This is a genomic window from Thermodesulfobacteriota bacterium (assembly GCA_040755095.1).
In the GTDB taxonomy this organism is placed as follows: Bacteria; Desulfobacterota; Desulfobulbia; order Desulfobulbales; family JBFMBH01; genus JBFMBH01.
The window spans coordinates 1-14,567 of sequence record JBFMBH010000122.1; the positions used below are offsets into that span (position 1 = coordinate 1).

13 protein-coding genes and 2 pseudogenes are annotated in these 14,567 nt (G+C 68.5%); 7 read left to right on the forward strand and 8 right to left on the reverse strand.

All coding sequences use genetic code 11. The features are described from left to right. Together AB1634_15510 and AB1634_15515 are read right to left on the reverse strand one after the other, a co-directional pair. A pseudogene (locus AB1634_15510) lies at positions 1-126 on the reverse strand (sigma factor-like helix-turn-helix DNA-binding protein). Between the two features lie 152 nt (positions 127-278). Continuing rightward, the gene (locus AB1634_15515) at positions 279-614 is read right to left on the reverse strand and encodes a TfoX/Sxy family protein (protein ID MEW6220923.1); all 336 of its coding nucleotides are present in this window, start codon (positions 612-614) and stop codon (positions 279-281) included. Positions 615-797: 183 nt separating this feature from the next. Here AB1634_15515 and otsB point away from each other — a divergent pair, with 183 nt between their 5' ends. From otsB to AB1634_15530, 3 genes are read left to right on the forward strand one after another with little or no spacing between them, the layout of a single operon-like run. Then, positions 798-1,697, forward strand: a complete 900-nt coding sequence (otsB, locus tag AB1634_15520) for a trehalose-phosphatase (protein MEW6220924.1) — start codon at positions 798-800, stop codon at positions 1,695-1,697. After that, entirely contained in the window at positions 1,660-3,237 is a 1,578-nt protein-coding gene (locus AB1634_15525; GenBank protein MEW6220925.1) for a trehalose-6-phosphate synthase, read from the forward strand. The genes otsB and AB1634_15525 overlap by 38 nt, the downstream gene beginning before the upstream one ends. Positions 3,238-3,249: 12 nt before the next feature. Continuing rightward, on the forward strand, positions 3,250-4,344 hold the full coding sequence (locus tag AB1634_15530) for a mechanosensitive ion channel domain-containing protein (protein ID MEW6220926.1): 1,095 nt from the start codon (positions 3,250-3,252) through the stop codon (positions 4,342-4,344). A 9-nt stretch (positions 4,345-4,353) separates the two neighbouring features. On the opposite strand, the gene AB1634_15535 is transcribed toward AB1634_15530, so the two are convergent. Beyond that, positions 4,354-5,727 carry an MFS transporter gene (locus AB1634_15535; GenBank protein ID MEW6220927.1) on the reverse strand — a complete coding sequence of 458 codons (1,374 nt, stop codon included), beginning with the start codon at positions 5,725-5,727 and terminating at the stop codon, positions 4,354-4,356. Positions 5,728-5,849: 122 nt separating this feature from the next. On the opposite strand from AB1634_15535, the gene AB1634_15540 reads away from it, so the two are divergent. Beyond that, entirely contained in the window at positions 5,850-6,257 is a 408-nt protein-coding gene (locus AB1634_15540) for a hypothetical protein (protein ID MEW6220928.1), read from the forward strand. Between the two features lie 82 nt (positions 6,258-6,339). Here the strand turns inward: AB1634_15540 and AB1634_15545 are convergent, their stop codons facing one another. From AB1634_15545 to AB1634_15555, 3 genes are all read right to left on the reverse strand, one after another. Next, entirely contained in the window at positions 6,340-6,600 is a 261-nt protein-coding gene (locus tag AB1634_15545) for a hypothetical protein (protein MEW6220929.1), read from the reverse strand. Next, complete coding sequence (locus AB1634_15550; GenBank protein ID MEW6220930.1) at positions 6,581-6,970, reverse strand: nucleotidyltransferase domain-containing protein; 390 nt, start codon at positions 6,968-6,970, stop codon at positions 6,581-6,583. The genes AB1634_15545 and AB1634_15550 overlap by 20 nt, the downstream gene beginning before the upstream one ends. Positions 6,971-7,118: 148 nt before the next feature. Further along, positions 7,119-9,023 carry a DUF294 nucleotidyltransferase-like domain-containing protein gene (locus tag AB1634_15555; GenBank protein ID MEW6220931.1) on the reverse strand — a complete coding sequence of 635 codons (1,905 nt, stop codon included), beginning with the start codon at positions 9,021-9,023 and terminating at the stop codon, positions 7,119-7,121. A gap of 149 nt (positions 9,024-9,172) precedes the next feature. On the opposite strand from AB1634_15555, the gene AB1634_15560 reads away from it, so the two are divergent. The 3 genes from AB1634_15560 to AB1634_15570 all read left to right on the forward strand — a co-directional run bounded on the left by AB1634_15560 (position 9,173) and on the right by AB1634_15570 (position 12,853). Then, positions 9,173-9,580 carry a response regulator gene (locus AB1634_15560; GenBank protein ID MEW6220932.1) on the forward strand — a complete coding sequence of 136 codons (408 nt, stop codon included), beginning with the start codon at positions 9,173-9,175 and terminating at the stop codon, positions 9,578-9,580. Positions 9,581-9,585: 5 nt separating this feature from the next. Then, positions 9,586-11,655 carry an exonuclease domain-containing protein gene (locus AB1634_15565; GenBank protein ID MEW6220933.1) on the forward strand — a complete coding sequence of 690 codons (2,070 nt, stop codon included), beginning with the start codon at positions 9,586-9,588 and terminating at the stop codon, positions 11,653-11,655. Positions 11,656-11,905: 250 nt separating this feature from the next. Further along, positions 11,906-12,853, forward strand: a complete 948-nt coding sequence (locus AB1634_15570; protein MEW6220934.1) for an Abi family protein — start codon at positions 11,906-11,908, stop codon at positions 12,851-12,853. A gap of 79 nt (positions 12,854-12,932) precedes the next feature. On the opposite strand, the gene AB1634_15575 is transcribed toward AB1634_15570, so the two are convergent. Further along, a complete protein-coding gene (locus AB1634_15575) occupies positions 12,933-13,829 on the reverse strand; it encodes a hypothetical protein (GenBank protein MEW6220935.1) in 897 nt (298 codons plus the stop codon). A 361-nt stretch (positions 13,830-14,190) separates the two neighbouring features. Then, positions 14,191-14,439: pseudogene (locus tag AB1634_15580) on the reverse strand (integrase core domain-containing protein). Between the last annotated feature and the right edge of the window lie 128 nt (positions 14,440-14,567).

The following is a 14,567-nucleotide window of genomic DNA, read 5'->3' on the forward strand; positions in this document are numbered from 1 at the left end:
AAAGGTGCGGAGCTTCTTCAGGAGATTGCTTTCGATCTGGCGCACCCGCTCCCGGGAGATGCCGAACTGGTCGGCGATGTCCTGCAGGGTGCGGGGCTCGTCGGTGAGGAGCCGATCGTGGATGATGCCAGCGGCCAGCTGCCCGGTGTTTAGGTGGCCCAGGACGCCTCCGGCGGCTTCTATGGCGGCCCCTCCCTGCCCAACGGCACGGCCTCGCCCTCGGCCATTGCACGCCGTAGCCCGCGCCTAACCCTCCGGCCTGCCCGGTCGTCCTCGCGTCAGCCCTTGGCCGGCAGCGACCGGGCACAGGCCAGCCCCTTCTCCAGCCAGCCCCGGTAGTCGGCCAAGGACAGCAGCCGCCCCTTCGGCACCATCACCCAGCCCTGCATGACGCGGCCGGTGATGGCCAGGGGCAGGGCCTGGCCGGCAGAGACCAGCCGGGCCGCCTCGCCGGCATCCCCCAAGCGGACGATGAGGTTGTCCTGGTAAATGCCGAAGGCCATGTTCCCGCCAGCGAGATAGCATAGCCCGCCGAACATCCGCCGGCAGCGCACCTCCGGTCCGCCCACCCCAGCAGCGGCAATTTTCTGTTCCATCTCCGGATCATGGGCCATAGGGCTCCTCCTGAAGGATGACGGAGCGCTGCGACGCCCGGAGGCTGCGGAGATGGCCGCTCGGTACCGCGACCATTCCCGACAGCCGCCAGCCGCGGCAGCCGCCTGTTTTTCCCCACTGCTCAGGTACCGTTCTGCCTAGGATTTGCATTCCGGTTCGAAATGGACTATACGGGCAGGACGATGTCTGTTGCGCGCCCCATGCCGCACGGTCCGGCCCAGTGGCCCTTGCCCGAGACCGGCCTCGAGGCGCCCCGCCTCGTCCGCTTCTGGCAGCGCCTGCCCCACCGCTTCCACCGGACCCTGCTTCTGGACTACGACGGCACCCTGGCCCCTTTCCGGGCCCAACGGGACGAGGCCGTTCCCTTTCCCGGCGTCCGCGAGCTCCTGGACGCCATCATCGCCGACCGCGGCTGCCGGCTGGTGGTGGTGAGCGGCCGCGCCATCGACGACCTCATCCCCTTGTTGGGTCTGCAGGCCGCCCCGGAGATCTGGGGCTCCCACGGTCTGGAGCGGCTCCATGCCGACGGCCGCCGCCAGCGGGCCCGCCTGAGCGCCCGGGTACGCCAGGGTCTGGAAGAGGCCTGGCTGTTGGCCCAGGCGGTCGGTTGGCCGGAGCGCTGCGAGACGAAGCCGGGATGCGTGGCCTGGCACTGGCGGGGGCTCTCGCCGGCGGAGGCCCGCGCCCCCCTGGCCCGCATCCACGACGCCTGGACCGGCATCGCCACCCGCTACGGCCTCGCCCTCCACCCCTTCGACGGCGGCCTCGAGCTCAGGACCCGCCACGGCAACAAGGGGGATGCCGTGCGCGCCGTGCGGCGGGAGAGCGGGGTGCACGGCATCGCCGCCTATCTGGGGGACGACCTCACCGATGAGGACGCCTTTGCCGCCCTGGGCGACGGCGATCTGGGCCTGCTGGTGCGGCCGCAGGTGCGTCCCAGCAGGGCTGGTGTCTGGCTGCGGCCCCCGGAAGAGCTTCTGGCCTTTCTCGCCCACTGGCGGGCGCTCTGTGCCGCCGGCCCCTGCATCAGCCAAGGAGGACTCCATGCCCCTGACCGATCCCGCCCCCACCCTTCTGCATGAGGGCCGAACCCGCCTGGTGGCGGTCTCCAACCGGCTGCCCATCGCCCTGGCCCGGGCCCCGGGCGGCCGCTGGACGGTCAAGCCCGGGGCCGGTGGCCTCGTCACGGCCCTGGTGCCGGTGCTGCGCCACCGGGGCGGCATCTGGATCGGCTGGTCAGGGCTCACCGGCGAGGAGCCGGACCTGCCGGATCTTACCAGCGCCTCCCGGAAGGTGGGCTACCGCCTGGACATGGTGCACCTCACCGGGGAAGAGCAGCGGCTCTTCTACCACGGCTTCGCCAATGAGGTGATCTGGCCCTTGTTCCACGATCTGCAGACCCGGTGCAACTTCCAGCCCGAATACTGGTACCAGTATCTGGCCGTGAACCGCAAGTTCGCCGGGGCGGTGGCTGACACCAGCCGGCCGGGGGATTACGTCTGGATCCACGACTACCACCTCATGGGGGTGGCCCAGGCGTTGAAGACCCTGGGCGTGGAGCGCCAGACCGGCTTTTTTCTGCACATCCCCTTCCCGCCGGTGGACATCTTCCTCAAGCTGCCCTGGCGGGAGCAGATCCTGCAAGGCCTTCTGGACTACGATCTCATCGGCTTCCAGACCATGCGCGACCGCCGCAACTTTGTCCACTGCATCCAGCACATTGCCCCGGAGGCCCGGGTGCACGGCCGGGGGGCGGTGGTCTCCCTGGCCATCGGCAGCCGCCAGGTGCGGGTGGGCGGCTTCCCAATCAGCATCGATTACGAATGGTTTGCCGCCAAGGCCGGCAGCCGCCAGGTGGCGGACCGCGCCTGGTATCTGCACGAGGAGCTGCCGGACCGGCAGATCATCCTGGGTGTCGACCGGCTGGACTACACCAAGGGCATCCCTCAGCGCCTGGAGGCCTTCCGCACCGCCCTCGCCCGCTACCCGGAGCTCCATGGCAAGGTCACCCTGGTGCAGGTGGTGGTGCCGAGCCGGGAGGGCATCCCGGAGTACCAGGCCTTGAAGGCCCGTATCGAGCAGATGGTGGGGGAGATCAACGGTCGCTTCACCCGGGGTGGCTGGATCCCCATCCAGTACCTGTACCGGAGCCTGAGCCAGGAGGAGCTTCTTGCCTACTACCGGGCCGCAGAGATCGCCCTGGTCACCCCGCTCAAGGACGGCATGAACCTGGTGGCCAAGGAGTTCTGCGCCTGCTCCCTGGAGGAAAGCGGTGTTCTCATCCTGAGCGAGTTCGCCGGCGCTGCCGCCGAGCTGCAGCGGGGGGCGCTTCTGGTCAACCCCCACGACATCGAGGGGGTGGCGGCCACCATCCGCGACGCCGTGCAGATGCCGGCGGCGGAGCGGACCGGCCGCATGCGGCGCCTGCGGGAGACGGTCCGGCGCCACACCATCTTCCGTTGGGTGGACTCCTTTCTCCAGGCGGCCTTTGCCCGCAAGCTCACCGACTTCCCGGCCCTGGACCGCGTCCACCAGGAATACGTCCCGGAGATCTCCCTGGAGGCGCCGGCGGACGCAAGCGGCCCGACCATGGCTACCAGCCCGGGGCAAACCGGACCATAAGGAGGGTGCCTCATGCCCGACCGCCTGTCCGTGCTCCTGGAGCCCGCCGTCTGGAAGACTGCCGCCTCCTCCCTGCTCCTGCTCCTGGTCGCGGTGCTGGCCGGCCTCATCGTCTTCCGCTTGACCTTCCGCCTGGTGCGCCGCCTCAACGCCCGGGCCGCCCACCCGCTGGGCGAGGCCATTCTCAAGCACGGGAGCGGGCCCTTGCGGCTCCTGCTGCCCCTGGCCTGCATCCTCTTCGTCTCGCCATCCCTGTGGCTCCCGGCCCCCCTGAAGGCCGTTCTGCGCCATCTGTTCAGCCTCGCTTTCATCGCCGGCTGCGCCTGGCTCTTCACCAACACGGTGCTCGTGCTCCGGGATCTCATCCTGGCCCGCTTCGTCCTGACGGCGGGCGACAACCTGCGGGCCCGCACCGTCCACACCCAGGTCAATGTCTTCACCAAGATCCTTCTGGTGCTGATCGCCCTTTTTGCTGTCGCCTCCATGCTCATGACCTTCGACAAGGTCCGGCAGGTGGGCGTGAGCATCCTGGCCTCCGCCGGCGTCGTCGGGATCATCGTCGGCTTTGCCGCCCAGCGGAGCATCGCCGCCCTGCTGGCTGGCATCCAGATCGCCATCACCCAGCCTATCCGCCTCGATGACGTGGTCGTGGTCGAGGGCGAGTGGGGCCGCGTCGAGGAGATCACCCTCACCTACGTGGTCATCCGGCTCTGGGATCTCCGGCGCCTGGTGGTGCCCATCAGCCAGTTCCTGGAGAGGCCTTTCCAGAACTGGACCCGGGTCTCGGCGGATCTTCTGGGCTCGGTCTTTCTGTACGCGGATTACACCGTGCCGGTGCAGGCGGTGCGGGAGGAGCTGCTGCGGATTCTCAAAAAGAGCCCGGGCTGGGATGGCAAGACCTGGGCCCTGCAGGTCACCAGCGCCACGGAGCGCACGGTGGAGCTGCGGGCCCTGATGAGCGCCGCCGACGCCGCCACGGCCTGGGATCTGCGCTGCGCGGTGCGGGAGGAGCTGCTGCGGTTCCTGCAGGAGCAGTACCCGGAGTGTCTGCCCCGGGTCCGGGCTGACCTGGCGTCGCCGGCGGCGGTGGCCGCCGGGGCCGGCTGAGCCCGGCGTCTACCCCCTGCCCCCACTGGGCGCCCCCTGGTCCGGATCGACCTCCCGCACTCGGGCCAGCAGCGCCGCCCCCGCGGCAAAAAGCAGCAGCACCGCCAGGATGCCAGCCCGGGCAGCCAGGCGATTGGCGGCGGCCACCGCTGCCGGCTCGGCCGCCACCGGCAGCACCAGCCGGCGCACCACGAGCCCCACCAGTCCCATGAGCGCCGGCCCCAGGATGGCGGCAAAGCGACCCAGGGTGTTGTAGAGCCCGAAGAGCTGACCAGCCTCCTCAGGCGGGATGAGCCGGGCAAAGAGCGCCCGGCTCTGGCTCTGCACGCCGCCCTGCACCAGGCCGATCACCGCCGCCAGACCGAAGAACTCCCAGCGCGACGCCATAAGCGCCCCCCAGAGGGTGACGCCGGCGTAGGCCGCCAGGCCCCACAGCACCGCCGGCCGGGGACCGATCCGCGACCCCAGCCGGCCGAAGGCCAAGGTGGCCGGAAAGCCCACGAACTGGACCAGGAGCAGGGCGACGATGAGGTCGCTGGAGGAGAAGCCCAGGGACAGGCCGTAGTCCACCGCCATACGGATGATGGTGTCGACGCCGTCGATATAGAACCAGTAGGCGGCCAGGAACAGGGCCACCTGCCGCCGGTGCCGCAGGCCGGCCACGGCGGAGCCAAGCTGGCGGCCCGCCGCCCGCAGCCGGACGAAGACCGGCATGATGCCTGCCGCCGGCCGCGGCTCCCGGATGACCGCCAGGGCTGGCCCGGTGAAGAGCAGCCACCAGAGGGCCACCGCGCCGAAGCTCGCCAGGGCGGCCTGGCTGGGGTCATGGAGGCCCACCAGGCCCGGCCGCAAGGTGGCCAGCACCGCCAGCAGGAAGAAGAGGCCGCCGCCCAGATAGCCGGCGGCAAAGCCCAGGCCGGAGGCCACCGGCAGGCGATGGCGCGGGGCGACCAGGGGCAGGAGGGCGTCCGTAAAAACCGTGTTGAGGGAAAAGCCCACCACCGCCGCGCCGTAGACGATGAGGGCGAAAAGCCAGCCGCCGGCCGGCACACCCATGAGCAGGGCGGTGGCGCCGGCCCCCAGGAGGGTGCCGGCCAGGAGCCCTTTCTTGCGGCCCAGCCCCTGGTCAGCCAGAACCCCGGCCAGGGGGGCCAGCACCGCCACCAGCAGGCTGGCCAGGGAATTGCCCAGGCCCAGCCGGGCGGTGCTGATGGCACTCTCCACCCCGGCGCTGTGCCAATACTCCTTGAAGAGGATGGGGAAGAAGCCGGCCAGCACCGTGGTGGCAAAGGCCGAGTTGGCCCAGTCGCACAGGGCCCAGGTCCAGACCTGGCGGTCGAAGCCGGCCAGTCCCCCTTCCACCGTGCGCTGCGCCCTGTCCATGGCTGTCACTCATCGCCGCGGCCGGCCGGCCGGTCTTGACACAGGGGCTGGATCGGGCATAGTGGAGCGGCGCACCCCTGTCACCGCCGCCTTGCGGCACTACCCTTCCTGGAGGCCCAGCCATGACCAGCACTCGCAGCCGTTACGCCCTGTTCCGCCTTTCCGTCCTGGGTCTTTTGTCTGTCGCCCTCGTGACCGTACTGGCCCCCCGCGCCCAGGCGGCCGCACCGGACCTGGACTTTGCGGAGATGACCTACACCTTCGACCCGGCCCCGGCGCTCCTGAGCCTGCAGATCGGGCAGTCCACCTTCGTCGGCTGCGGCCCGGAGCAGGGCCAGCTGGAAACCTTCACCGTCATCATGCGGGGCCGGATCATGTTCTGGGTCGAAAACCAGATGGTGTGGCGCAAGCTCCGCGGACCCGCCGGCCAGCTGCCCGGTCTCTGGGTGGGCCAGGACCCGCACGGCGGCGTCTATGGCGGCCTCTTCCTGCCCAACGGCACCGCCTACGCCCTCGGCCAGTGCCAATAGCCACCACCCACCCGCTCCCATCCGGCCCGGTCGCCGTCGCGTCAGCCCTCGGCCGGCAGCGACCGGGCACCGGCCCGCCCGCTCAGGCCAAGTCTGGCAGTGGCGCCTCCGGTGGAGCCCCGGCCAGGAGGCGCCCCACCAGGGAGACCGCCTCGGTGGCCAGGGTCACGGCCTGGTCCGCGGCCGCAGCGGTGAAGACCTCGGCCGGGATGCCATCCGGAACGCCGTTGGGAAAACAGGCGACATGAAAGCCGCCCTCCCGGGCCAAGTGGCTGGCCCATCGCAGATCTTCTCGCGCCTGCGCCAGCCAGCGCGCACCCTCCTCAGCCGCCGGTCTTTGCATAAAGCCTCCTGCCTGCCGCCAGGGCGCTTCGGAAGAAGGGCCTGACCTGCATGCGCTCCCATTCAGCGGGCGTATAGACGAAGAGATCCAGGTCCACTTCCAGGAGGGGGGCCTCCTCGGTGTAGAGAGCGGCGGTACGCTCCAGGAAGCCCAGCCGGCTGTCCATCACCACCACCAGGTCGAGGTCGGAAAAGAGATTGCCCCGTCCCTGGCCCTGGGAGCCGATGACCAGGACTTCCTGCACCTCCGGCCGGTGGGCAAGAAGCTCCAGCGCCGCGGCCAGTCCGGCCTCCAGGCAAGCCCGGTAGCGCTGGCGCCGGCCCCCAAGCCCCGCCCCTGCTGTGCGGTCAGCCAAGCCCCGAACGGTCATATCCAGCCTCCCGGCCATCGCGCCCTGTCTGGGCCGCCCCGGCCAATGCCCCCGCCCCACGGGCCGGGACCGGCGGCCCTGCCGGCCGGATTGTATCCTGTTCGCGCCACTGGCTTCAATGGCCGGCTGGGCCGTCCGCCCGAGGCGATCACAGCTGGGCCCCCAGGTCATGCCGGCGGCCCAGCTCCTCGATGGCCTGGGCCACCAGCCGGCAGATCTCCTTCACGGTGCCCAGCTCCAGCGAGCTTAAGCTCCGGGGATCGATGAAGTTGTCCGGCTCGATCTGTTGCCCGGTCTGGGCCAGCTGATGGCGGATGCGGAGCAGGGCGAGAAACTCGAAGGCGTGGCCCAGATCGTCACCCAGACGCGTCACCAGGGGATGCCGGCCCTTGAGGACGGCGAGGCGCTCCAGGGTGGAGGTCTCGGGGATCGGGACCTCCAGGCTGCAGATGCGCACCACGCTGTTGAGCGGCGCCAGGCATTTCTTCTTGAGATCCAGATGATGGGCATGCTCGCCATCCTTTTCCAAGACCAGGGAGCCGAAGAGGCCCAATGGCGGCCGGTACTCCGCCGCCAGGTCCACCAGGGCCTTGAAAAAGACCGCCCGCCCCGGCAGGGTCGCCAGCAGGTGCCGCCGGAGGTCGGCTGCCAGGCGCTGCTCGCCGTACAGGGCCCGGAAATCGAACAGGTTCACCGCATGGAAGACCGCCCGCTCCCGGGGTGCGGTGATCCAGCTGTGGAACATCCGCTTCCAGACCGCCAGGGGCTGCCGCCATTGAGGATTGGTGGCCATGTAATCCCCGGCGCAGAGTCGGAAGCCGCAGCACCGGAAGGCATCCACCACGAAGGCCGCCAGGCGCCGGCAGTACTCCTCGGCCGCAAGGCCCTCCTTTTCGCCGGCAGGATCCTGGTAGACGATGGCGTTGTCCTGATCGGTCCGGAAGGTCTGCTCCTTGCGGCCGGCACTGCCAAAGACCAGCCAGCAGAACGGCACCGGCGGCGGCCCCAGGGTCGCCTCGGCCATGGCCAGGATCTTGCGCTCGATGCGATCGTTCACCGAGGTGATGATGCGCAGGATCGAGCTGGCCCCGGCGCCCTGGTCGTGGAGATGGGCAATGAGTCCCCGCACCTTGCCGGCAGCATCGGCGACGCCGTCCACCGTCGCCTGGTCCTCGATCTCCCGGATGACCACCAGGGGTGCGGTGCCCTGCAGGACGAGAAAGTCGTGACTGGTGACCATGCCGGCAAGCCTTCCCGCCTCCATGACCAGGAGATGATGCACCCCCCGGCTCATCATCTTGAGGAAGGCCTCGAAACAGAAGTCCGTGCCGGCGACGGTGATGAGCGGCGTGCTCATGATCTCGCCCACCGGATCAGCCAGGTCCTTGCAGCAGGCCAGGACCCGGTCCCGCAAGTCAGAGCAGGTCACCATCCCCACCGGCCGCTCCCCGTCGTCCACGATCACCAGCGCGCCGATGTGGCGGGCGGACATGAGCCGGGCGGCCTCCACGATGGGCGTGACCCAGGGGGTGGTGACCACCTCCTGTCCGGCGAGATCCCGCACCGGGGTCGTGAAGAGCACCCGCTCGGTCTCCAGGCCCAGACCCCGGCGCGCTGGCGGGGGAGGGCTTTTCCGGTCCGGGCGGCGCGGGAAATAGCCCGGGATCAGGTAGTCCCGCAGGAAGGGCTGCTTGTCCAGGAGCTTGCCGATACTGGCGTGGTCGGCCACGTAGCAGACCGTCTCGCCCACGGCCTGCACCGAGACGTCCGAGGGGGAGGTGCTGCCCGGGGCAAGGAAGCCGAAGGTCTCCCCCACGCCCCGGTGCTCGATGAGGTGCTCGTCGCCGGCACCGGTAACAGACAGGATCCGGACCGCGCCCTCCTTGATGATGTGCAGGCCCCCGGATTCGCCAGCCCCGGGGCCCAGGATCAGGGCGCCGGCCGGGTAAAGCTTCAAGGTGAGGGCTTGCACCAGGCCCATGAGGGTGGGCTGGTCCAGGAAGGAGAAGGGGGGATGCTTGCGCAAAAAGCCGGCGGCGGCCTTGGAGAGCATGGTGGCGGACCTCTGGCCGGAATCGCGTTCTCGCCCGGTTGTCTTGCAAACCGTACCTTGCTGGCCTATAAAAAGCCAAGCCCCTCCGGCTTGCCGCTTCCGGGCCAGCCGGGGACGCGGCCACCAGCCCTGGGAGGACAGAATCCGCCATGCCCCGCGTGCTCATCGTCGATGACGAGCCCCACATTGCCCTGGCCCTGGAGCTCCTGATGAAAAGGGAGGGCTTCGAGGTGGTGGTGGCAGACAACGGCCGGCAGGCCCTGGCCGCTGCCAGCGAGCTCCATCCCGATCTCATCCTCCTCGATATCATGATGCCGGAAATGGACGGCTACGAGGTCTGCCAGCGCCTGCGGGCGGATGCCGCCCATGCGGGCACGGCCATCATCATGCTGACCGCCAAGGGCCGGGAGGTGGAGCGGGAAAAGGGCCTGGCCCTGGGAGCCGACCTCTACATCACCAAGCCCTTCTCGACCCGGGAGGTGGTTGCCCGGATGCGGGAGGTCCTGGCGGAGCGGCGGCCACGGGTGGCCCCGGGCCAGTCGGCGGCCGCGGACTGACCGCCTTGGCCGGACCGTTACGCTTCCGTCATCTGCTCCTGGCCGCGGCCGTGCTCTGGGCCGCACTCTTTGCCGGCGTCGCCCTCCTCCTGCTGGCGCCGGCCGAAGACGCGACCCTCCGCCAGCCGGTCCTGACGGCCGTGACCGTGGCCGCCCTGGCCGCGGCCCTGCTCCTGGCCGCCGTCTTCCTGGCCCTGGCGCTTCTGGTCTTTTTGCCGCTGGCGCGGCTGGAGCAAGAGGTCCGGATCGTGGCCCGGGTCAACCCCGGGTATGCCATCGCCGGGTCAGGCCGCCATCTGCTGGGCCAGCTGCCGGACGCGGTCAGCGAGCTGGGTCAGGCCTTCCAGGCCGCCCGCCAGGAAATGGCGGCAGCGGTAGCCGCCAGCTCCCGGGCCGTGGAAGAAGACCGGGCCAGGCTGGAGACCATCCTGACCGCCACCCGGGAGGGCATCATCGTCTGCGACGAGCGGGGCCGCATCCTGTTCTACAACCCGGCGGCCAGGGAGGTCTTCCAGGAGCACGCCGCCCTGGCCATCGGCCGCTCCCTCTATCAGCTGTGCACCGCTGCGCCCATCGACAACTCCCTCGCCCTGCTGCGGCAGCGGCAGCTCCGGAAGCCGGCGGAGCCCGCCGCCGGCAATGCCCTGACCTTTGTCTGCTCCACCGTTCTCGGCACCGTGATCCGCAGCACCATCCGCCTGCTGCCGCCGGTGCCGGAGCTGGCCTGGTCCTTTGTTTTGACCTGTGAGGATGTCAGCCGGCAGGCCGCAGCCTGGAGCCGCCGGCATCAGGCCCTGCGTGACACCATGGCCTTCATGCGGCGCACGGTCACCAGCCTCAGCCTCCATCTCGAAAGCCTGGCCGTGCTCCGGGAGCTGGATGCGCCGGGACGCGCCGCCCTGGACAGCGCGATCGCCGCCGACGCCAGCAGCCTCATCGGGCAGTTCGGGGCCCTGGCGCGGGAGATCGAGGCCCAGGAGGCCTGTCCCTACCTGGAAAGCGACATCCTGACCGAGGACGTGGCGGCCTGGGTGGGCCGGCGCCTCGCCAGCCAGGGACTGCGCCTGACCCAGACCGGCGATCCCCTCTGGGTCAGGGCCGACATCAACACCCTGCTCCTGCTGCTGGAGCACCTGGCCTTGAAGGTCTTCGCCTTCGCCCAGGTTGAGGCCATCGAGATCGAGACCCTGCTCGGCGATCGGCTGGTCTACTTCAATCTCTCCTGGCACGGCCGCCCGGTGCCGGAGGCCGAGATCAGGCAATGGAAGGCGGCCCTCCTCGACCCCCTTACCGGCAGGACAGTGGCACAAGCCCTGGAAGACGGCGGCAGCGAGGTCTGGAGCAGCGCCCATGAGACCCCGGGCTACGCCTTCCTGCGCTTTCCCCTGCCCTGCTCCAGCCGCCAGTGGACACCGGCCCAGCCGCGGCTGCCGGCCCGGCCGATCTACACCGACTTCATCGTCGACGAGGCGCCGGCCGACCGCGCCTTCTTGCAGGAGTGGCCCTTGAGCCGCATCCCCTTCGTGGTCTTCGACACCGAGACCACCGGCCTGGCCCCGCTGGCTGGCGATGAGATCGTCTCCCTGGCCGGCGTCAAGATCGTCAACCGGGGCATCGTCGTCGGCGAGGCCTTTGACCGGCTGGTCCACCCCGGCCGGAGCATCCCGCCGTCCTCGGTGCGGTTCCACGGCATCACCGACGACCAGGTGCGCTCGATGCCCCGCATCGAGGAGGTGCTGCCCCTGTTCCACGCCTTTGTCGGGGAGGCGGTGCTGGTCGGCCACAACGCGGCCTTCGACCTGCGCTTCCTCCGGATGAAGGAGCGGCGGGCCGGCGTGACCTTCACCGGCCCGGTGCTGGACACCTTGGCCCTCTCCCGGCACCTGCACGGCCACACCCCCGGCCATTCCCTGGACGCGGTCGCCCAGCGCCTGGGGGTGGAGATCCACGGCCGCCACACCGCCCTGGGCGACGCCCTCATCACCGCCCAGGTGTTCCTCAAGCTCCTCCACCTGCTGGAGGCGCAGGGGATCACCACCCTGGGCCAGCTGGAGATGGCGCTGCAAGCGGGATGAGGCGGCAGCCAGGCCCGGACTGAGGCCAGCCTTTCCACCGTGTGGCTGTAGCGGCAAAACCAAAGCGGCCGCCGCGTAGATGGCTGGGCAGCTCCCTCTCGCAAGCGGCCGAAATATGTCGTGACTTCTATCCACTAATCTGGTACGCAGTATGCGTATCATATTTCTTGAACAACACCCCCCAAGCCTATCACGTGCGGTTCGCCACCGTGATGCTCAAACCGGGGGGTTACTTTTTTGGGAGCGTCTCATGCGCTATGAAAAGCGCCCCCTATCCATAACGGACCAAGCCCAGCTTCTCCTACGCCGCGGCCTTGTCTGCAAGGAGCTCGATAAGCTTCAGCACTATCTGACCCATATCGGATACTATCGTCTGAGCGCCTATTGGCTACCTTTCGAGGTGCCGGCTGATGCTGAGGCGTCCTCCCGCACGCACCAGTTTCGACCAGAAACCACCTTTGAGCAGGTCCTGGCGCTGTACATCTTCGACCGCAAGCTGCGTCTTCTGGTCATGGAAGCCCTTGAGCGGGTTGAGACGGCCATACGCAGTCACTGGGCAAACGCCTTAGCCTTGCGCCATGGGAGCCATGCGCACATGAAGCCGCAAGTGTTCAAGTGCCCGTGGGAACATGCCAAGGACCTTGCCCGCATCGCTTCGGAATTGAAGGACAGCAGCGAAGTCTTCGTTGTCCACTACCGCAAGCGGTATTCAGAGCCCTTCCTCCCGCCAGTCTGGGCGGTGGTGGAAACCATGAGTCTGGGAACGTTGTCACGCTGGTTCAAGAGTACCCGTGATCCCAAGGCCAAACGTGAGGTCGCCCGCTGTCTTGGCATGCCCAGCATCGAGATTCTCGAACAGGTTCTGCACGCGTTGACTCCGGTCCGCAATATCTGCGCACACCACGGCCGACTCTGGAATCGCCGCTTTACGCTGCAGTTGCCAATCATCAAGCGGCTCAAGGGGCAAATCGCCACAGAACGGCGGGTGGCGGAGAAGGGCTCTGAGCAGGAACAACCGACCCGGGAAGTGTTCAACTACCTCGTGGTCCTGCTGCATCTGATGGGGCATATCAACCCGGGATCCAGTTGGCGGGCCAGGCTTATGGACCACGTTCTCGCCGCAACCCAAGACCAACAGGCGGCCATGGGGTTCCCTGAGAACTGGCAAAAGCTGCCGCTGTGGAAGGACGATTCCTGATCAGCAGAACGCTGGGTAAGCAAGAACTGGGAAGCCAAACAAGTCGCAGCTCTTGCAGTGCAGGATGAAGGATACCGGATCAAGAGTGCCTCGCCGCCTGATCCAGAAGCTCCTCCATGCCGTGAACATCCAGCGCCAGGAAACGGTCCTGAAGGGCGATGGCCCGTCGGATCCGATCCGCGTCGTCCATCTGGTCGGCTTCTCTCAGGATCTCCACGAGGGCGGCCATGAGGGGCTTAGGGGGCCAAAGCATCAACGGCTGCGCCACGGCTGCCAGCCGCTCGGCCAGCTTCTCCGCGATCACCAGGGCCGAATCCGGGTCGTGACGGGCGTGCCGGGCAAGCCATTCCAGGAAATGGGACAGGTTCTGGCCTCTGTCCCGACTGGGCAGGGCACGGACAAAGGCCAGAGCCAGCGCCTGGGAGACAGCCCCCTGGCTCCCCCCCTCGAAGCAGCCCTCGATCTCCGGCATGATCTCGTCCGGAAGACCGGCAGCCGCAAGAAGCCCCAGGAGTCCCTCCTGGCAGACAGCGATCATGTCTCGCTTGTCCAGGTTGGCCGCGAACACCGCCGCCACCCCCTTCCAGGCCGACCCCGGCAGACTGGGCAGGGATTCCAGAAGGGAAGCGAGTGGAAGATGGCCCTCCAGGCAGGCCAAAGCCGAAAGGCGCCCCCAGGTCTCTCCCGCGTTGTCGATGGCCTCGGTGCGGATGCGGTCCAAGCAGGGCCGCACCTGCGCGAACTGATCCCGGATCTGGTAATAGAGCGTCCGTTCGGCATGTCGCCACAGGTCGGTCTGGGGCTCCCGGAAGGCGTCGCCCAGGAGTTGCCAGCCCAGGGCTGGCTGGCGATGGAGAAGGTAAGGCAGGCCCTGCAGGACGGCGGCCCGCACGGCCGGCACCGGGTCCCGGGCAAGACGACGAAGGAGTCCGGGCAGCAGCTCCGGCAAGGGAAGTGAGGTGGACCCCATTGTCAAGACAGTCTTTCCCTGAATTTAAGCTGGTCACCCCATGCCATTGCAGCGGCCCGGCGCTGCCCCGACTCAGCCTGGGATCTCGACCGCCCCACTGAGGCGAAGGGGCGCCATACTGCTCGGGATGGCTGGTTCTCAACCAGCCCCTCGCCAGAGGATAATGGCCAGGTCGGCGCCCCTGCGCCGTCGACTACCTCCCCATGAGCACGGCAGGGGGTGGCTGTAAAGGCCGGCGCAGCCGCCCGCAGGGCTTGGCCTTTACAGCCACCCCCTGCCGTGCTACTCCGGCGTCCACCGAAGCCTCCCACGGCCTCCCTGGGGAGCTGAGATCGACCGTCAGTGAAAAACACGATGGACACGACAACTACCTTGACGAACACCGGAACGTGTCCACCATCTGGGCGGCCAGCGGCGCCGGGGGTGGGATGGAAACGGCAAATCTGTCCTCGATCCTGGCTCCGCCGCCTTCCCCTGTCCGGTACACCGCATCCGGGGTCCTGTACCCCAGCGCCTGGTGGGGACGCTCACCATTATAGAAGGAAAAATACCCTGTGAGCCCTTGCTGCAGTTCCGGCATGCTCGCGTATCCCTTCAGGTAGACATCCTCATGCTTGCAGCAGTTCCCGTTTTGGCCAAGTTGGGCAAGGGGTTGACCGTTTGACTGCTCAGATCCGCGCTGTGGCGGTCCCAAGGGATCCTTACAGTCGGTGCTCTGGGCTCGATCTCCTGAAAGCGCGGCCG